At 65.3% G+C, this 17,329-nt stretch carries 17 protein-coding genes; 6 read left to right on the plus strand and 11 right to left on the minus strand.

Going from position 1 to position 17,329, the window contains the following annotated elements; genetic code table 11:
• Positions 1-10: 10 nt before the first annotated feature.
• From AAFG13_RS40985 to AAFG13_RS41015, 7 genes are all read right to left on the minus strand, one after another.
• Positions 11-481 carry a GFA family protein gene (locus AAFG13_RS40985; RefSeq protein ID WP_212311068.1) on the minus strand — a complete coding sequence of 157 codons (471 nt, stop codon included), beginning with the start codon at positions 479-481 and terminating at the stop codon, positions 11-13.
• Positions 478-2,352 (minus strand): methylmalonyl-CoA mutase family protein, encoded by a 1,875-nt coding sequence (locus AAFG13_RS40990; protein ID WP_342710523.1) that lies wholly within the window; start codon positions 2,350-2,352, stop codon positions 478-480. Before AAFG13_RS40990 ends, AAFG13_RS40985 begins: the two co-directional genes overlap by 4 nt.
• A gap of 107 nt (positions 2,353-2,459) precedes the next feature.
• Positions 2,460-2,951, minus strand: coding sequence for a 2-amino-4-hydroxy-6-hydroxymethyldihydropteridine diphosphokinase (gene folK / locus AAFG13_RS40995; RefSeq protein ID WP_212311066.1), 492 nt, complete (start codon positions 2,949-2,951; stop codon positions 2,460-2,462).
• Between the two features lie 20 nt (positions 2,952-2,971).
• Complete coding sequence (gene folB / locus AAFG13_RS41000) at positions 2,972-3,352, minus strand: dihydroneopterin aldolase (RefSeq protein ID WP_092125171.1); 381 nt, start codon at positions 3,350-3,352, stop codon at positions 2,972-2,974.
• Positions 3,349-4,203: a dihydropteroate synthase gene (folP, locus tag AAFG13_RS41005; RefSeq protein WP_342713512.1), complete on the minus strand. Its 855-nt coding sequence runs from the start codon at positions 4,201-4,203 to the stop codon at positions 3,349-3,351. Before folP ends, folB begins: the two co-directional genes overlap by 4 nt.
• 101 nt (positions 4,204-4,304) lie before the next feature.
• Entirely contained in the window at positions 4,305-4,712 is a 408-nt protein-coding gene (locus AAFG13_RS41010) for a DUF4332 domain-containing protein (protein WP_092125172.1), read from the minus strand.
• Between the two features lie 60 nt (positions 4,713-4,772).
• Positions 4,773-5,138, minus strand: coding sequence for a hypothetical protein (locus AAFG13_RS41015; RefSeq protein WP_092127034.1), 366 nt, complete (start codon positions 5,136-5,138; stop codon positions 4,773-4,775).
• A gap of 391 nt (positions 5,139-5,529) precedes the next feature.
• On the opposite strand from AAFG13_RS41015, the gene AAFG13_RS41020 reads away from it, so the two are divergent.
• The gene (locus AAFG13_RS41020) at positions 5,530-7,149 is read left to right on the plus strand and encodes a helicase HerA-like domain-containing protein (protein ID WP_212311064.1); all 1,620 of its coding nucleotides are present in this window, start codon (positions 5,530-5,532) and stop codon (positions 7,147-7,149) included.
• A 99-nt stretch (positions 7,150-7,248) separates the two neighbouring features.
• Complete coding sequence (locus tag AAFG13_RS41025; protein ID WP_342710524.1) at positions 7,249-8,649, plus strand: M20/M25/M40 family metallo-hydrolase; 1,401 nt, start codon at positions 7,249-7,251, stop codon at positions 8,647-8,649.
• 232 nt (positions 8,650-8,881) lie between these two features.
• Here the strand turns inward: AAFG13_RS41025 and AAFG13_RS41030 are convergent, their stop codons facing one another.
• Entirely contained in the window at positions 8,882-9,661 is a 780-nt protein-coding gene (locus AAFG13_RS41030) for a class II aldolase/adducin family protein (protein ID WP_173641786.1), read from the minus strand.
• 225 nt (positions 9,662-9,886) lie between these two features.
• Positions 9,887-11,536, minus strand: a complete 1,650-nt coding sequence (locus tag AAFG13_RS41035; RefSeq protein WP_212311061.1) for a glycosyltransferase family 39 protein — start codon at positions 11,534-11,536, stop codon at positions 9,887-9,889.
• A gap of 338 nt (positions 11,537-11,874) precedes the next feature.
• On the opposite strand from AAFG13_RS41035, the gene AAFG13_RS41040 reads away from it, so the two are divergent.
• Together AAFG13_RS41040 and AAFG13_RS41045 are read left to right on the plus strand one after the other, a co-directional pair.
• Positions 11,875-12,759 (plus strand): DUF308 domain-containing protein, encoded by an 885-nt coding sequence (locus AAFG13_RS41040; protein ID WP_342710525.1) that lies wholly within the window; start codon positions 11,875-11,877, stop codon positions 12,757-12,759.
• A 179-nt stretch (positions 12,760-12,938) separates the two neighbouring features.
• Positions 12,939-13,352 carry a MucR family transcriptional regulator gene (locus tag AAFG13_RS41045; RefSeq protein ID WP_092125178.1) on the plus strand — a complete coding sequence of 138 codons (414 nt, stop codon included), beginning with the start codon at positions 12,939-12,941 and terminating at the stop codon, positions 13,350-13,352.
• Positions 13,353-13,357: 5 nt separating this feature from the next.
• Here the strand turns inward: AAFG13_RS41045 and AAFG13_RS41050 are convergent, their stop codons facing one another.
• Together AAFG13_RS41050 and AAFG13_RS41055 are read right to left on the minus strand one after the other, a co-directional pair.
• The gene (locus tag AAFG13_RS41050; RefSeq protein ID WP_092125179.1) at positions 13,358-13,789 is read right to left on the minus strand and encodes a SufE family protein; all 432 of its coding nucleotides are present in this window, start codon (positions 13,787-13,789) and stop codon (positions 13,358-13,360) included.
• Between the two features lie 141 nt (positions 13,790-13,930).
• The gene (locus AAFG13_RS41055; protein WP_212311669.1) at positions 13,931-14,308 is read right to left on the minus strand and encodes a DUF5330 domain-containing protein; all 378 of its coding nucleotides are present in this window, start codon (positions 14,306-14,308) and stop codon (positions 13,931-13,933) included.
• Positions 14,309-14,742: 434 nt separating this feature from the next.
• Here AAFG13_RS41055 and AAFG13_RS41060 point away from each other — a divergent pair, with 434 nt between their 5' ends.
• Together AAFG13_RS41060 and AAFG13_RS41065 are read left to right on the plus strand one after the other, a co-directional pair.
• Positions 14,743-16,554 (plus strand): ATP-binding protein, encoded by a 1,812-nt coding sequence (locus AAFG13_RS41060; RefSeq protein WP_342710526.1) that lies wholly within the window; start codon positions 14,743-14,745, stop codon positions 16,552-16,554.
• Complete coding sequence (locus AAFG13_RS41065; protein WP_312011374.1) at positions 16,547-17,311, plus strand: peptidoglycan-binding domain-containing protein; 765 nt, start codon at positions 16,547-16,549, stop codon at positions 17,309-17,311. The genes AAFG13_RS41060 and AAFG13_RS41065 overlap by 8 nt, the downstream gene beginning before the upstream one ends.
• Positions 17,312-17,329: the final 18 nt, after the last annotated feature.

Here is a 17,329-nt window from a genome sequence, read left to right on the forward strand (position 1 = left end):
CTTGGCTTCCTTAGTCATGGTCCGGGTGCTGATGGCTGACGATGGTCGCCATCTTCTCCGGTCCGTAATTCTGCATCGTGGTCTGGCTCGGCAGATTGGCGATGCCGACCACCCAGCCGTGGCGGGACTCGGTTCCGAATTGCTGCGTCGGGATCACCCGGTCGGGCCGGTCGAAGGCGCCAGTCATGATCTCGATACGGGGACCGTCGATCCGCCGGAAGCTGAGCGGCGTGCCGCAGGCGGCACAGAAGTCGCGCTCGGCGATCGAAGAGGATTTGAACGCCGCCGGCTTGCCCCGGGTCCAGGCGAAATCCTCTTTGTTGATGTCGGCGAAAGAGGCGAACGGCGCACCAGAGGCCTTTTGGCACATCCGGCAGTGACAGATGCTAACGCGGTTCGGTGCCGCGGACACCGCAAAGCGCACGGCGCCGCACTGGCAACCGCCGGTCAGAACGGGTTTCGCTGGTGTCTCTGCCGTCATGCCTGCTCCATCCGCCGATAGGCGTCGCGCAATGTCGCCAGCGCATCACCGCCGGCGAAGACGAACTCACCGATGCCGGCCGCCCGCAGCGCCGCTTCCTGGTCGCCGGGTCGCCCTGCCAGATAGATATGCCTTGCTCCGGCGCCGTGAAGGGCCTTGGCGGCCTCAATGGCGCTGGCGGCATAGACCTTATCAGCGGAACAAAGGCATGCCATCGCGGCGCCCGAGGCCTTGAAGGCCGCGGCAAGCGCGGCCGCGTCGGCAAAGCCCTCGCTGTCGATGGCCTCGATCCCGCCGGTCTCGAAGAAGCTTTTTGCAAATGTCGCGCGGGCCGTGAAATCCGCTGGCGTGCCGAGATTGGCGAGGAAGATCTTGGGCCGCGCGCCACGCGCCTTCAGCGCAGCGTCGGACTTGTCGCGCAGCGCCTCGAACGGTTCGGCGAGCCGCATCGGCGCGAGGGCGTCGAAGGTGACCTTGGCACCTGCCGCGGACACCGGCGCCGCCGGCTTCACATCCAGCACTGCGAGGACCGCCTCGTGCAGGTCCGGAAATTCGCTGGCGCCGGTCAGCACGTCGCGGCGCTTCGCCACATTGGCTTCGCGCTGCGCCCGCGTCGCGGCGACTTTGTTTTGCAGCAGCCCTTGCTCGAGCGCGGTGAAGATGCCGCCGGCCTTCTCGATCTCCTGGAATAGCGTCCACGCCGCCTCGCAAAGCTGCGCGGTCAGCGTCTCGATCCCGCCGGCGCCTGCCGCGGGATCGGAGACCTTGGCAAGGTTGGACTCATCGAGCAGCACGAGCTGCGTGTTGCGCGCCACGCGGCGGGCGAAATCGTCCGGCAGGCCGAGCGCCAGCGTGTGCGGCAGCACGGTGATCGCATTGGCGCCGCCGAGCCCGGCCGCAAAGGTCGCGATCGTCGCGCGCAGCATGTTCACGTTGGGATCGCGCTGGGTCAGCATCCGCCAGGCGGTCTGCGCGTTGACGAAGATCGGCTTCGGCGCGAGGCCGCAGGCCTCTTCGATCCTTGCCCAGAGGCGACGCAGCGCGCGGAATTTCGCCATGGTCAGGAACTGGTCGGCATCGGCGCTGAGCCGGAACGACACGGCTGCGCGCGCCGCATCGAGGTCGAGCCCCGCGGCTTCCAGCATGCGCAGATAGGCGAGCCCGGTCGCGAGCGTGAAAGCGAGTTCCTGCACCTCGGAGCCGCCGGCATCATGCACCGGCCGGCCATCGGCCAGCACGAACGGCCCCTTGAAGCCGCGCTTGATCAGTCCGTTGACCACCTGGCCGAACGACTTTTCGTAATTGGGCCAGGCGATGGCCGCGGCACCGCGCACGGCCATCGTGCTGAGCGCCTGGTAATTGAAATGCAGGTCGAGCTTGGCCGGATCGAGCTTGCGGGCCTCGACCATGTCGGCAAACGTCTCGCCGGCGTTCTCGCGTCCGATCACCGGGTTGAGCGCGATCATGATGCCGGCATCGAGATGGACGCCGCCGCAGGCCCGCGCCAGCGTCTTCTTGCTGGCATCCGAAAGACCGAAGCCGCGCGCGCCGGGACCGCCGGCGAACTCGAATTCGAGGCCGGTCGCTCCGTTCTCGAGATCCTGCAAGGCCTGCGCATTGGCCGCTGCGGCGTCGGGGTGGTCGACCCGCTGCAGGATCTGCCAGGGAGTGGCGGCGGCGCGGCCGGGAAGCGGGCTCAGATTGGTCGCGCGGCGATAGATCGGATCGATCCTCAGGCCATCATAGGTCTTGCCGACCAGTTTCTCGAACGGCGCGCCCTTCAGCACGCCGTCGACCAGCTTGCGCCAGTCGTCATAGGTCGCCGGTGCGAAATCCGAAGCCAGAGCCAAATCGTCAGTCGAGGTCGTCATCCGCCCAAATCGTCCTTCATCGGCCCCGCGACGGGGTCCCTTGATTTGGCCGGAAATTGCCACGGGCGGGCGGCCAAGCCAAACGGTTGTTTGAGGTCGTGCGTTTTTTAATCGAGGTCCGCTAGACGGAAAATACCGTCCGTCGAGACCCCAGCCAGCGCATCCGCGACGCGGCGCCCGGCGATGACGCGGTCGGGAACGATCTCGGCCAGCGGCACCAGCACGAAGGCGCGCTCGAACAAACGCGGGTGCGGCAGCGTCAGTTCCGGCTTGTCGAGTGTGACGTCGTCATAGGCGATCAGGTCGAGGTCGAGGGTGCGCGGTCCCCAGCGCTGCTCGTTCTTGCGGTCGCGGCCGAACTTGCTTTCGATCTTGTGCAGCGTGAACAGCAGCGCATGCGGATCGAGGCTGGTGTCGATCTCGATACAGGCATTGATGAAGCTGTCCTGCTGCTGCTCGCCCCAGGGCGGCGTCGAATAGTCCGACGAGCGCGCCACGAGCGCGGCCTGCGTCATGCCGCAGATATTGGCGATCGCCTTGCGAAACGTCGTGCGGACGTCGCCGACATTGCCGCCGAGTGCGATCAGGACGTCAGCCATCAGCGTTCAACCTTGGGCGTTCAACTCTGGGACGGCGGATGCCGCGAGCGGGTCAGCACCACGCCGACATCGTCGAAGATCGCGGCGATCGGCGCATGCGGCTTGTGCACGGTGACCTTGACCGCCCTGACGCGCGGGAAGGTGGTCAGGATGTCATCGGCTACCGCGCCGGCGGCGCGCTCCAGCAGCTTGTAGTTGGTGTTCTTGAATGCCGACGTCGCGGTCGCCACCACGTTGGAATAGGACACCGTGTCGGAGAGGCGGTCGGTGCGCGAGGATTCCGAGAGGTCGGTATAGAGCTCGAGGTCGATGACGAAGCGCTGCCCGACTTCGGTCTCATGTTCCATCACGCCATGGCGGGCATGGATGACGATCCCGGTGATGAAGATCGTGTCGGTCATTGCTGTCCCTCGATTGCCGCGGCCACCCGCAGCGCCTGAACGGTTTCGGCGACGTCGTGCGCGCGGATGATGCGGGCGCCATGCTGCGCGGCGATCAGATGCGCCGCGATCGAGCCGCCGATCCGCTGTTGCGGCTCCGAGGCCACGATGGTGCTGATGAAACGCTTGCGCGAGGCGCCGACCAGCACCGGCAGGCGGAACGCGTTGAGCTCGGCAAGCCGCGCCAGTGCGATCATGCTCTGCTCCGGCGTCTTGCCGAAGCCGATGCCGGGATCGAGCACGATCCGGTCGGGCGCAATGCCGGCGCGCGTTGCGATCTCGAGCGAGCGCTCAAAGAACACGGCGATGTCCTGCATGATGTCGATCGCCGGATCGGCCTGCTCGCGATTGTGCATGATGATCACGGGCACGCCGCGCGCGGCGACGAGCGGCGCCATGCCGGCGTCGCGCTGCAGGCCCCAGACGTCATTGGCGATCGCAGCGCCCTGGTCGAGCGCCCAGGCCACGACCTCCGACTTCATGCTGTCGATCGAGACCGGCACGCCGAGCGCGACCACCTCGGCCAGCACCGGCTTCAGCCGCGCCATCTCGGCCTCGGCGGTGACCGGCTGCGAGCCGTAGGGGCGGGTGGATTCCGCGCCGATGTCGATGATGTCCGCGCCCTCGGCGATCAGCCTGCGGGCCTGCGCCAGCGCCTGTTCGGGCGCGATGAACTGGCCGCCGTCGGAGAACGAGTCCGGCGTCACGTTCAGGATACCCATCACCGCCGGATAGGGCCTCGACAGCAGCGCCGGCAGCACCGCTGATGCGGCCGGGCCGGTCACCGCCGATGCTATGAGCCTGGTTGCCATCATGCGCAGGCTTTGCGCTGACCGCAGCGGCAAGTCAAGGTGTGGCGATGATGGCCGGCGCCGGCGACCGCGGGCGCGGTCAAGGCAGGCCAATAGTAATGCTAGTAGGTGATTTTGAGCGGCAGCTTGCGTGCCTGTTCGATCAGCAATTCGACCGATTTCTCTGACGGCATCACGCGGACGAGCTTACGCCGCACATTGGCGTCCTTCATGCTCTGCGCCAGCCGCGACGGGTTGCGCTGCGCGAGCTCTCGCACGGTAGTGACGCCGGCGGCGCGGACCAGCCCGACCTTCGCCTTGCCCATGCCGGGAATCCGCATGTAGTCGGAGATGTTGGCCCATTCGAGCAATTGTTGTTCGCTGATCCCGGTCTTGGCGGCGAGCGCCTTGCGTCCCTTGACGGTGCGGGCGGCTTCAAGCAATGCGTCGGTCGTGCGGATACCCTGCGATTTCAGTTTGGTGGCGCAATAGGCGGACAGGCCTTCGATCTCGGAGAGGGGGTATGTCATGATACTCGTATGCAGGTAACAGGTAGAAGGGAGCGCGCGCAGGGGCGTTGGGAAAGTGCTTCAGGCAAACTGGCTGAGGCCCGGCGTCCCCGAGATGATCTCGCCCATTTGATCCGCTCCGATTTTGTCGCGGCCGAACCTGAAAAGTTCACGCGCGACGTTTTGAATTTCACCCATGCTCAGGCCAAGCGCCATCAGCCGGGTGCCGACAGCCATCAGGCCGCCGCCCATCAACCGCGATAGGCCACCGCTGTTGTTGGAGGCGGCGATTGCCGCTTCGGCGCCGGGGATTTGGTCGATCAGAGCCTGAACTTTGTCGGAAGGTCCCTCGTTACGGAGGAAACCCAGAACGATGCCGATGGTTTTTTCAGCGACAGCGCCGTCGATGCCGGCCTTCGCGGCCAGCTGTCCAACCAATTCATCCATCTTGCCCCGCCTCAACCGGACTTTGCCGGGTCGTTCTTGAAGATTTATCTTGAGCGCCTGTGTCACGAAATACAAGCGATCCGCGCATTTCAGTTCGTTTTCTTTTTCGATCGCGTCGTGACTGTGGCCTCGCTGCAAGAGTGAGCGGCGGATTCACACCATCTTGTCGCATTGCGCAATGCCTTTCGTCACTCGCCGGGAATAAAAATATGAGGAACTACGGGAGCGACAAATACGTCAGCATGCGCTGACGGTTTCAATCGACCGGCAAGATGCAATATGATGCCACTGGTTCGGTAGCGAACCTGGCTCTAGGTTTCGAACCGGGCTCGACGCATCGAACCGGGTTCGATGATCGAAACGATCTAAATTTGCGTGAAGAGGCGAAGTGATGGCGACCTCCGACAACAAGTTGGCCGATACCGACGAGCGAATTTTTATCGGCAAAGGTGAGGAGACAGCCTGGCTGACGCTGGCGCTGGCCAACCGGCATGGCCTCGTCACCGGTGCAACCGGAACCGGCAAGACCGTCTCGCTTCAAGTCATGGCTGAAGGATTTGCGCGCGCCGGCGTTCCGGTTTTCGCCGCCGACATCAAGGGCGATCTCTCCGGTATCTCCGAGGTCGGCGAGGCCAAGGATTTTATCCTGAAGCGCGCCCAAGAGATGGGCTTGACCTTCCAGCCCGATCAATTCTCGACCGTGTTCTGGGACGTGTTCGGCGAGCAGGGCCATCCGGTGCGTGCCACCGTTACCGAGATGGGACCGCTGTTGCTGTCGCGGATGCTCGATCTGAACGACGTGCAGGAGGGCGTGCTCAACGTTGCCTTCCGCGTCGCCGACGAGAATGGCCTCGCGCTGATCGACATGAAGGATCTGCGCGCCCTGCTGGATGCGATCGCGCCCGACAGCAGCAAGAAGGGCGCCGACGACGGCGAAGATCCGCTGGCGTCGATCCGCAAAGCCGCGCAGGGCTACGGCAACGTGTCCAAGGCGACGGTCGGAACGATCCAGCGTCAGCTGCTGGTGCTCGAGAACCAGGGCGGCGCGAAGTTCTTCGGCGAGCCCGCGCTGACGCTGAAGGATTTCATGCGGACCGACCGCGACGGCCGCGGCATGGTTAATATCCTCGTCGCCGACAAGCTGATGCAGAGCCCGCGGCTTTACGCCACGTTCCTGCTCTGGATGCTCTCGGAATTGTTCGAGGAATTGCCGGAGGCCGGCGACCTGCCGAAGCCGAAGCTGGTGTTCTTCTTCGACGAGGCGCATCTGCTATTCACCGACGCGCCAAAGGCGCTGATGGACAAGATCGAGCAGGTGGTGCGGTTGATCCGCTCCAAGGGCGTCGGCGTCTATTTCGTCACGCAGAATCCGATCGACGTGCCGGACAAGGTGCTGGCGCAGCTCGGCAACCGCGTGCAGCACGCGCTGCGCGCCTTCACGCCGCGCGACCAGAAGGCGGTTGCCGCGGCCGCGCAGACCTTCCGGCCCAATCCGAAGCTCGATACCGCGCGGGTGATCATGGAGCTCGCCAAGGGCGAGGCGCTGGTGTCGTTCCTCGAGGGCGGCGGCACGCCGTCGATGGTCGAGCGCGTGATGGTGCGGCCGCCGTCGGCGCGGATCGGGCCGATCACGCCGGAGGAACGCAAGGCGATCATGGATGCGAGCCCGGTGAAGGGCAAATACGACACCGCGATCGACGCCGAGTCCGCCTACGAGATCATCCAGAAGCGTCTCGCCGGCACGGCGACGCCGGCAGGCGGTACGGGCGGCGAAGGCGGCGGCATCCTAGGCCAGATCGGGGCCATCGCCGCCACGATCTTCGGCACCAATGTCAAGCGCGGCCGGCTCTCGACCGGACAGGTGATCGCGCGCAACGTCACGCGCTCGGTGACCGACAAGGTGGTCGGCGGCGTGGTCGCAGATCTCGGCAAATCGGTCGGTGGTTCGGTCGGCGGCTCGATCGGTCGCGCATTGGTGCGCGGTGCGCTCGGCGGAATCCTGCGCAGGTAGCATCGCGATCATCCGGCCGGAGGAATGGGCAGCCGGCTTTGCCTCCAGCGGCCGGCGCGCTACAACGTCGGCAATGTCCAAACAAAAAGGATATAAGCGATGTCCAACGCCAAGCTGCAGCCTGTCCTCGACCGCATCGACGCCGATTTCGACAACAGTCTCGAGCGGCTGTTCACGCTGCTGCGGATCAAATCGATCTCGGCCGATCCGGCCTTTGCCGATGACTGCAAGGCGGCTGCCGATCACCTCGCCAAGGATATCGCAACCCTCGGCTTCAAGACCGAGGTGCGTCCGACCGCCGGCCATCCGGCCGTGGTCGGCAAGCTGAACGGCGCGACCGACGGGCGCCCGCATGTGCTGTTCTACGGCCACTATGACGTGCAGCCGGTCGATCCGCTGAATCTCTGGCACCGTCCGCCGTTCGAGCCCGTGGTGACCGACCATGCCGACGGGCGCAAGATCATCGTCGCGCGCGGCGCCGAGGACGACAAGGGACAGCTGATGACCTTCGTCGAGGCGTGCCGGGCCTGGAAGAATGTGACGGGATCGCTGCCGATCGACATCACCATCATCATCGAGGGTGAGGAGGAGATCGGCTCGAAGAATTTCGTGCCGTTCCTGGAAGCGAACAAGGCTGAGCTCAAGGCGGACTTCGCGCTGGTCTGCGATACGGGCATGTGGGATCCGAACACGCCCGCGATCACGACCTCGCTGCGCGGCCTGGTCTATGACGAGGTCAAGATCAAGGCCGCCAATCGCGACCTGCATTCCGGCGTGTTCGGCGGCGGCGCGCAGAATCCGATCCGCGTGCTGACGCGGATCCTCGGCGGCCTGCATGACGAGAACGGCCACATCACCATCCCCGGGTTCTATGACGGCGTGAAGGACCTGCCGCCGGACATCCTGGCGCAGTGGAAGCAGCTCAATCTGACGCCGGACAGCTTCCTCAAGCCGATCGGTCTGTCGGTGCCGGCCGGCGAGAAGGATCGGCTGCTGATCGAGCAGGTCTCCTCGCGGCCGACCTGCGACATCAACGGCATCGTCGGCGGTTATACCGGCGAGGGCTCGAAGACGGTGATCCCGGCGGAGGCGTCGGCCAAGGTCTCGTTCCGGCTGGTCGAGGGGCAGGACCCCGAGAAGATCCGCAAGGCGTTCCGCGATTACGTGAAGGCGCGCGTGCCGGCGGATTGCAAGGCCGAATTCATCGATCATTCCTCCGCGCCGGCGATCGCGCTCGACTGGAACATGAAGCCGCTGGCGGCCGCTCGCCGCGCGCTGACCGACGAATGGGGCAAGGAGGCGCTGCTGGTCGGCTCCGGCGCCTCGATCCCGATCGTCGCCGACTTCAAGCGCGCGCTCGGCCTCGATAGCGTGCTGGTCGGCTTCGGGCTCGACGACGACAACATCCATTCGCCGAACGAGAAGTACGACCTCAAGAGCTACCACAAGGGCATCCGCTCCTGGGCGCGGATCCTGGCGGCTTTCGCCGACGCCAAATAGCGCAAGGCGCGTCGAACGCCGGATGCGGTCGAAGCGACCGTGTAGCCCGGATGCAGCGAAGCGAAATCCGGGACGGTCGATCCGCGGATACGTTGCCCCGGATTGCGCTGCGCTGCATCCGGGCTACGGAAGGAGATGCTGCACGTAAAAACGCCGCCCGGAATTGGGCGGCGTTTTGATTCAGGTCGTGTAGAGGGTGTTGGCGGCTAGCTTACCCGAAGATTGTGAAATTTCAATCACGGTAGCCGGGATTGACGCGGTCGAGCTTGCGCAGCAGCGGCGGCCAGACCAGCTGCGTCGAGCGCAGCTCGGCGCGATCGGGGTTCGAGAGCAGCTCGGTGTTCTTGTCGATCGCGTGCTGGTCGACCGGATAGGCGCTCCCGCCGAGCGCGCGGGTCGCCACCTGCATCGAGCAGGCGCGCTCCAGATGGTACATCCGCTCGAAGGCGGACGCGACCGAGCGGCCGACCGTCAGCGTGCCGTGATTGCGCAGCAGCATGTGGTTCTTGGTGCCGAGATCGCGCTGCAGGCGCGGGCGCTCGTCATGGTCGAGCGCGATGCCTTCATAGTCGTGATAGGCGAGGTCGTGGGTGACGAGCTGCGCGGTCTGGTTCAGCGGCAGCAACCCATCGGGGCCGCTCGACACCGCGGTGCCGTCGACCGTGTGCAAATGGAGCACGCAGCCGGCGTCCTCGCGCACCTCGTGGATCGCCGAATGGATGGTGAAGCCGGCCGGGTTGATGCTGTAGTCGCTCTTCGAGAGCTGGTTGCCGTCGAGGTCGACCTTGACCAGGCTGGATGCGGTGATCTCGTCGAACATCAGCCCGTAGGGGTTGATCAGGAAGTGATGCTCGGGTCCGGGCACCCGGGCGGAGATGTGGGTATCGACGAGATCGTCCCAGCCATAGAGCGCGACCAGCCGGTAGCAGGCGGCGAGATTGATCCGCTGCTCCCATTCCGCCGCACTGATATCCGACGGGACTTCCTTCAGGCGCGCTTCCGCTGGGGACATGGCCGATTGCTCCGTTGATGGCTGTTGCTTGGCGTGAGCCTAGCGCCGCTGCCGGATCGCAGCAAGGCAGCGTAACGGCGTGACAGTCATGCCGGCATGCGGCCCACGACCCGAACCGCAACGGCCGGTGGGCAGCCGCAGGATCGATCTTCCAAGGCCGCGATAGGGGAGAGCATTTTCGGCTCTGATTGACGCGAACCGGCGTCTGCTTCGATCGAAAACGCGTTACGGTGCCGGGATCGCGAGCAGGCTTGAAATACTGCGGCCGCGGATATCGTAGACGCGGGCGAACACGACGTCGTCGCGCTTGATCTCGACCATCACGGGGGCGGCCAGGCCCTTGCAGTAGAACTCGCCGAGCGTCATCGCGAAGTCGGCGGCATGGCTGTCCCAGCCGATCGTGAAGTCGGGCCCGAGCGCGACCTGCGCGGGGCGCTGCGGTCCGCACACCGCGACCTTCCATTTGCGGTGCTGCGGCGGCACTTCCTGCCGCTCCGCCAGCTGCTCGCGCAGCCCGTCGGATGCCTGCTTCAGCGCCAGGCCCCAATAGTCCAGCATGAAGAAATTGTCGGCGGTGCGCACCGTGCCGGCCATGTGGTTGAAGTGCGTGTACTGATACGGATGCAGGCGGATCATTTCGCTGAGCGGCAGCAGCAGGCCGAACGCGAACACGGCGAGCGCCGCGGGCTGCCAGGCGCGGCGGTTCTCGCCGAGCCAGTCCATGCCGCGGGCGAAGGCGACGCCGCCAAGCACCGCCATCGGCGGGATCACGAAGATGAAGTGACGGATGCCGTTGTAGAGCGCCGGCCGCTTCACCATAGCGATCACCAGCGGTAGCGTCGCCGCCAGCGTCAGCATCAGCATGATCGACTTGCGCTTCGCCGCCACATCGGTGCGCGACAGCGACATGAAGGTGGTGATGACGGCCGCGCTCAGCAGCACCAGCAGCACCTCGGGAAGCTGCAGCGCGAACAGCGTCGGCAAATAGGACCACGGCATGTCCGGCACCGAGACCAGCGCGCCGTCGAACATCTCTTTCCACGGCTTCTCGAAGAAGTGCGAGAAATAGGTCACCGCTTCCAGCGGATGGCCGGGCTCCATGATCGACCACGGCCAGATCAGGCCCATCACGAGATAGCCCAGCACGAGCCCCGGCAGCAGCACATAGATGGCATGGGCAAAGCGATGGGTCGCCTCGCGCGGGCCCTGCTTGCGGAATTCCTCAATCCAGAGCGGGATGAAGCCGACCACAGCGTAGATCAAAGCGAGGCCGCCAAGGACGCGGCAGCCGATCGACAGGCCTGCACCGAGGCCGACGATCAGGATCGTGCGCGGCGAAGGCGCCGGATATTCCTCGATCAGGCGGACGAGGCCCATGATCAGGACCACCATCGCCACGGCGAACGGTGCATCCTTCGGATTCATGAACATGTGACCGTAGAAGGTCGGGCACAGCGCGAGCAGCAGCAGGGCCGCCAGTCCCGCCAGCGGGCCACCGACGCGGCGCGCCAAGCGCCAGGTTACGGCAAGCCCGATCACGCCGACGATCGCGCCGAGCAGGCGGCGCGTCTCGAACAATTCGAGTGGGATGACCTTGTGCAGCAGCGCTGCGGCCATGTCGAAGCCGCCGCCGTACATATAGAGATTGGCGAACGAGAGCGCGCCGGTGTCCTTGAACCCGGACCCGTACATGCGCAGCAGGAGGTCGGCGTATTCAGCGTGGGTGTAATCGTCCCAGCCCAGACCGTAGTCGCGGAATGTGAGGCCGGCGACCACGGCGACCACGCCGAGGACGAGGAATGCGAGATCGTCGCAGGTCTTCTCCACCGAGCGCCGTGCAGGCGCCTCGAGGGCAGACGTCGTAATCGATGACATAGCTAGTGATACCGGCGTGCCTGTGGCCCAGTTTGGCGCTTTAGGGCCTCATTCCCCGGCATCCATAGCGCAGTTCCGTTTCCGAGTAATTGGTAATTGTGGCGTAATTTCCCAGATGCATTGCAATATATTGGCAGCAATTCGTAGCCAGTAAATCTACGGGAGACGGGGGCCTGCGCGTGGTTGCAGCCGCGATCAGGAAGCGCATCAGGCCCGGTTAAGCGGGATTTTAGGGAACTCCGTCTACAATTGGCGGTTGGCGGTGTGGGCAATATGACGGTATCGTGGCGTTGGTGGCCTGCGCCGATTTTCGGTCGGGTCTCCCGGGGGTTAGTTCGATGATGGTTGGTCTGTTGATCGTCGGCGTGGGCCTGGTTGTGGCGGGCTTGGCGGCGATCGGCTTGGGAATCCCCTACAAGGAATTCAGCGTCGGCGGCGCGTTGATCACGACGGGCGTAACCGGCGTCTGCACCGGCGTGATCGTGCTGGCGCTCGCCGCCATCCTCCGGGAACTCCAGGTCATCGCCACCCGGCTCGATCCCGTTGCTGCGGGCGCCCGGGCCGAGGTTCCGCCAGCGTCTGCAACTTCCCCGCGCAATACCCCCGAGGATCCTGTTTTCCCGCCGCCGCGTGAGCCCAAGGTTGCCGCGCCTCCGCCGCCGGTCCCGCCATCCGCGTCCACGGCGTCGCCGCCTTGGCACGACGAAATCCCCTCGCGTGGCGCGCCAGGCGAGGTGCCGCCGCCCGTGCCTGGTGGCGCGCCCCCGGAGGGCGAAGCCACGCCCAAGCGGCGCAACCTGTTGTTTTCGTCCTCGCGGAAGGAACGCGAGCGGGCCCAGAGCCGTACGGCCGAGCCGCTGACGCCGGATCTGCTGTCGCCGGAGCTGCGTCCTGATCCGGCCGCGGCGGCCGAGCCCGCACCGGCAACGTTCGACGATGCCTGGCCGAAGGCCGAGCGGCCGCGGTCGGTCGATGTCGCCCCGCGGCGCACGCCCCGGCCGTCGACCTTCGGCGAGACCCAGTCAGCCAGCGCGGCGCCGTCATCAGGCCACCCGCCGCCGCCCCAGGAGCAGCCGCCGGTGACCGTGCTCAAATCGGGCGTCGTCGACGGCATGGCCTATTCGCTCTATTCGGACGGATCGATAGAGGCGCAGATGCCGGAGGGCATGATGCGGTTTGCCTCGATCGACGAGCTCAGGTCGCACCTGGAGCAGCGGCCCTAAGGTCGGCGTCAATACTTGCGAGCGGCCGGTTCGAGGCCGGAAAAATACGGCCGTTCTTGTCAGATTTGCTGTAATCCGCTCATATTCGCAAAGTAGTACGCGATTCCATTAATGTATTGCTGCACGTGGATACTGTCCGGTGGGCGCCGGGCCGTCGAGAGCACGGGGAAGATTGAGCCATGTCCGATACGTCAGGCAAAACGCCGGTCGAGCTGACCGCAAACATCGTTTCGGCCTATCTCAGCAACAATCCGACGCCGGCCTCGGACATTCCGAGCCTGATCAGCCAGGTCCACGCGGCGTTGCTGCGGGTGTCGAGCGGGCGCGCCGACACGCCGAGCGAGCCGGCCAAGCCGGCGGTGTCGATGAAGAAGTCGATCACGCCGGAATATCTCGTGTGTCTCGAAGACGGCAAGCGCTTCAAGTCGCTCAAGCGCCATCTGCGCACGCAGTACAACATGACGCCCGAGCAATATCGCGACAAATGGGGCTTGCCGGCCGACTATCCGATGGTGGCGCCGAACTATGCGGTGGCCCGATCGCAGCTCGCCAAGAAGATGGGGCTTGGCCAGCAGGCCCGGAAGCGGAAGTAAGAGGCTTACGCGGCGGACGCCAGCGCCTCGCGCGCATCGTTGCGGATCCGATCGACCATCGAGCGGAGGCCGTTGGAGCGCTGCGGCGTCAGATGGTCGCGGAAGCCGAACTCGTCGAACAGCGCGAGCGCGTCGGTGGCGAGGATTTCCTTCGGCGTGTGCCCGGAAAACAGCGTCAGCACGATCGCGACCAGGCCGCGCACGATGTGGGCGTCGCTGTCGCCGATATAGTTCAGGCGCGGTTCGCCGTTGGCATCGCGATCGATCCGCCTCGACAGCCAGACCTGGCTGACGCAACCTTGCACCTTGTTCTCGGCCGAGTGCTCCGCCTCCGACAACGGCTCCAGCGTGCGGCCGAGCTCGATGACATAGCGGTAACGGTCGTCCCACTCGTCCAGCAGCGCAAAATTGTCCCTGATTTCGTCGATCGTCGTCATCGTGGCCCGCGTCCTATTCTCAACGGCTTATATAGGAAGGCTGGCCGCGAAAGCGACGAAAATGGAACCGGTTCCCGGTTGTTTTGACGCGTTTTCTTCACGCGAACCGGCATCCGCCTCACGCGAACGCTCGATTGGCGCTTACGGCATCGGCGGCAGGCGGAATTCAATCGTCTGATCGTCCGCCGTCAGCGTGTCGCGGGACGCGCCCGGGTCGGTATCATCCTTGCCGATCGAGCCGGTGTGGTCGGGCGGCTTCTTGTCGGTGATGATCTGGTAGAGCTTGCGCGCGCCATCGGTCGCACGCTGGCCGATCGCGGTCGCGGCCTGGCCGCCGACTTCGCAGGCGGAAGGCTGACGCTTGCAGAACTGACCCATGTCGTTGATGGTCGCCGTCGCGGCCGACACCGCGTCCGATGCGCTGATCGGCGGCGTCTTGTCCGCTTCAGGTGTTTTGTCTCTCGGCAGCAGCACGAGCACAAGCCCGAGCCAGAATGCCAAACGCAGCAGGAAGAACATGGCGCGATCCCGGTCGTCTATCTTGTCTTTTGCTTCTTGTGCGGTCGATGCCGCTATTGCCCTCACGGTTAGCATCGGTCGATAAATCGGAAGTATCTGCATTGAAGTAAATCCGTCGAAAAATCGCGGAAAATTCGCCTGAATTGATTCGCCGTAAATTTTCGATTGATGGCGGCTGACGAGTGCCGGATACCCAAGATGCGCCGCGTCCACCATTTCGAAACCATAGTTAGTCGCACCCGGAAACCAGCCGTTCACCATCCCCGACAAATGACCGGTGAATGACAGCGTCGAAGCCTCGCCAATGCACAGTGTTTGGCAGCAGGCCGCCCCACCTTAGCGTTCGCTTAAGTTCGCTCTGACACGTTGGCCTGCAATCACAAAGGAGGCGTTCCGGCGCGTCTGTCTGACGATTAAGCCGAAGCGCGAGTGCTGTGAGTAGTTTGAGTCTGATCCGCGATTGCCTGGATGCGCTGCTGCATCCGTCGGCGCAATATGATGCGCTGACGCGTGCGCGCCACCGTGCCTTCATGGCGCCGCGGCTGCTCGGCAGTCTGGCGGCGCTGGCCTCGTTCCCGGCCTTTCTGGCGATGCGCGGGGCGCCGACGGCGATCGAGGTCGCGGCCTTCGCCTGGCTGATCGCACCGATCCTGCTGTCCTGGTTCCTGTCGCGCACCGGCCGCTATGAAGGCGCGCATGTGCTGTCGTCGCTGGCGCTCGCCGGTCTCGTGATGATGATCGCGGCGTCGACCGGCGGCATCGCGTCGTTCGCCGCGGTGTGGCTCGTCGTGATTCCGATCGAGGCGGCGCTGTCGGCCTCGCGGCGCGTGGTGGCGTTTGCGTTCGCGCTGGCGATGATCTGCGCCGCGCTGCTCAGCGTGCTTGGCCATTACCACGTGCTGCCGGTGGTCGATCCCGCGGTTGCGTCGAACAGCACGCTGGTGGGGTTCGGCGTCGTGTCGGCGATCTTCTATGCGGCTGGGCTTGCCTTCGGCGCGGAGTCGCTGGCGCGCACCAGCGTGGCGCTGCTCTACGTCGAGGAAGAGCGCTACCGCCTGCTCGCCCATAACATGAGCGACGTGCTGTCGCGACACAGCCGCAACGGCGCGGTGCGCTTCATTTCGCCCGCGGTCGAGATCATGCTCGGCGTGCCGGCATCGCGGCTGTCCGGCCACGGCCTGTTCGACCGCGTTCATGTCGCCGATCGTCCGGCCTATCTCACCGCGCTGTCGGACGCCGCGCGCGGCGAATCCCGCAGCGTCGAGTTCCGCGTGCGCCGCGACGGTGCGCGTGGCGAGGCTGCCGCCGAATTCATCTGGGTCGAGATGCGCTGCCGTGCGCTCGAGCAGGCGTCCGCCGATGCCGAAGTGGTCGCCGTGATCCGCGACGTGACCGATCGCAAGGTGCAGGAGCACGCGCTCGAACAGGCGCGCCATGCGGCCGAGCAGGCCGATGCGTCGAAGACGCGCTTCCTGGCCACCATGAGCCACGAGCTGCGGACCCCGCTCAACGCCATCATCGGCTTCTCCGAGATGATCGCGCAGGAAGACGTGCTCGGCCTCGACGCGGCCCGCCGCAAGGAATACGCGCAGCTCATCAACGACTCCGGCCAGCATCTGCTGTCCGTCGTCAACGGCATCCTCGACATGTCGAAGATGGAGTCCGGCAATTTCGAGATTTCGCCGGAGCCGTTTGCGCCGCGGCCGGCACTGCTCAATTGCTGCAACCTGGTGGCGCTGAAGGCGCGCGAGAGCGGTGTCGACCTCGTCACCCGCGTGCCAGACGACCTGCCGATCGTGAACGGCGATTCGCGCGCGTTCAAGCAGATCGTTCTCAATCTGGTTTCCAACGCCATCAAGTTCACCGAGCGCGGCGGCAAGGTAACCGTGTCGGCCGGCGTCGAGGGATCGCGGCTCTTGCTGCGGGTCTCCGACACCGGCGTCGGCATCGCCGCCGACGACCTCAAGCGGATCGGCGATCCGTTCTTCCAGGCCGGCAAGACCTATCAGCGCCGCCACGAAGGCACCGGCCTCGGCCTTTCCATCGTCAAGGGGCTGGTTGGCCTGCACCATGGCGAGATGAATGTGGAGAGCAAGGTGGGCGAGGGCACCATCGTGTCGGTCGCGCTGCCGCTGTCGTTCACCCCGCCTGCCGCGGTCGAGCCGTCCAGCAATGTCTCGACGCTGAAGCCCGCGTTGCGGTCCGGACTGCAAGAACAAACCCAACAGGTGAAGAAGAGTGCCTAGACAGACTTTGGATGACGACGAAACGCCGCGCCGTCGCCGCGGCGCCAAGGCGGTGGCCATCGCGGCCGAGGAGGAACGTGGCCTCGTCCTGCGCCTGCTGCTGCATAGTCCGAAGGATCTGGTTGCGGGCGTGCTGGCGTTGTCCGCCATTGTTGCGATCCTGATCAACGCACTGTTCCTGCAGGCTGGCCGTCATCCGTCGCCGATGTTCGGCGGCTCGGTGGTGACGCTGCCGCCGCCGGCCCCTGTTGCCGCCGCCACCAGTCCGATTCCGCGCCCGCGTCCGGCCGAGGCCGCCGCCCGATCGATCGAGCCCGCTGCCGTGGAACCATCAAGGCCGGTCGACGTGAAGCCGGTAGAGACCAAGCCCGTCGAGACCAGGTCCGTTGAAGCCAGGCCGGCCGAACCTAAGGTCGAGTCCAAGCCGGTCGATCCGATGGCCAACCTGGTGCTGAAGTCGACCGTCGCGCCGGCACCGGCCGCGCCGTCCCCGGCCGCCGCGCCGTCCGGCGTCATTCGTCCGCCGGCGCCGATCCCGACACAACATCTGAGCCCGGCCGGCAAGCGTATCGCCGCGGTCCAGCGGACGCTGACCGAATATGGCTACGGTCAGCTCAAGCCGACCGGCACGATCGGCGCCGATACCCAGCACGCGATCGCGAAGTTCGAGCGCGCGCGCAAGCTGCCGGTGACCGGCCAGATGTCCGATCGCCTGGTGCGGGAGCTCAGCACGATGATCGGGCATTCGATCGACTAGGTCTTGTCCTCTCATCAT

The organism is Bradyrhizobium sp. B124 (assembly GCF_038967635.1).
In the GTDB taxonomy this organism is placed as follows: domain Bacteria; phylum Pseudomonadota; class Alphaproteobacteria; order Rhizobiales; family Xanthobacteraceae; genus Bradyrhizobium.

What these genes read in the sequence shown, in the direction of transcription:
- AAFG13_RS41010 (WP_092125172.1), bottom strand. Translation starts at nt 4,712, where the DNA reads ATGACATACCCCCTCTCCGAGATCGAAGGCCTGTCCGCCTATTGCGCC.
- AAFG13_RS41035 (WP_212311061.1), bottom strand. Translation starts at nt 11,536, where the DNA reads ATGTCATCGATTACGACGTCTGCCCTCGAGGCGCCTGCACGGCGCTCG.
- AAFG13_RS41040 (WP_342710525.1), top strand. Translation starts at nt 11,875, where the DNA reads ATGATGGTTGGTCTGTTGATCGTCGGCGTGGGCCTGGTTGTGGCGGGC.
- AAFG13_RS41020 (WP_212311064.1), top strand. Translation starts at nt 5,530, where the DNA reads ATGGCGACCTCCGACAACAAGTTGGCCGATACCGACGAGCGAATTTTT.
- AAFG13_RS41045 (WP_092125178.1), top strand. Translation starts at nt 12,939, where the DNA reads ATGTCCGATACGTCAGGCAAAACGCCGGTCGAGCTGACCGCAAACATC.
- AAFG13_RS40985 (WP_212311068.1), bottom strand. Translation starts at nt 481, where the DNA reads ATGACGGCAGAGACACCAGCGAAACCCGTTCTGACCGGCGGTTGCCAG.
- AAFG13_RS41030 (WP_173641786.1), bottom strand. Translation starts at nt 9,661, where the DNA reads ATGTCCCCAGCGGAAGCGCGCCTGAAGGAAGTCCCGTCGGATATCAGT.
- folK (WP_212311066.1), bottom strand. Translation starts at nt 2,951, where the DNA reads ATGGCTGACGTCCTGATCGCACTCGGCGGCAATGTCGGCGACGTCCGC.
- AAFG13_RS41025 (WP_342710524.1), top strand. Translation starts at nt 7,249, where the DNA reads ATGTCCAACGCCAAGCTGCAGCCTGTCCTCGACCGCATCGACGCCGAT.
- AAFG13_RS40990 (WP_342710523.1), bottom strand. Translation starts at nt 2,352, where the DNA reads ATGACGACCTCGACTGACGATTTGGCTCTGGCTTCGGATTTCGCACCG.
- AAFG13_RS41015 (WP_092127034.1), bottom strand. Translation starts at nt 5,138, where the DNA reads ATGGATGAATTGGTTGGACAGCTGGCCGCGAAGGCCGGCATCGACGGC.
- AAFG13_RS41050 (WP_092125179.1), bottom strand. Translation starts at nt 13,789, where the DNA reads ATGACGACGATCGACGAAATCAGGGACAATTTTGCGCTGCTGGACGAG.
- folP (WP_342713512.1), bottom strand. Translation starts at nt 4,203, where the DNA reads ATGGCAACCAGGCTCATAGCATCGGCGGTGACCGGCCCGGCCGCATCA.
- AAFG13_RS41055 (WP_212311669.1), bottom strand. Translation starts at nt 14,308, where the DNA reads ATGTTCTTCCTGCTGCGTTTGGCATTCTGGCTCGGGCTTGTGCTCGTG.
- folB (WP_092125171.1), bottom strand. Translation starts at nt 3,352, where the DNA reads ATGACCGACACGATCTTCATCACCGGGATCGTCATCCATGCCCGCCAT.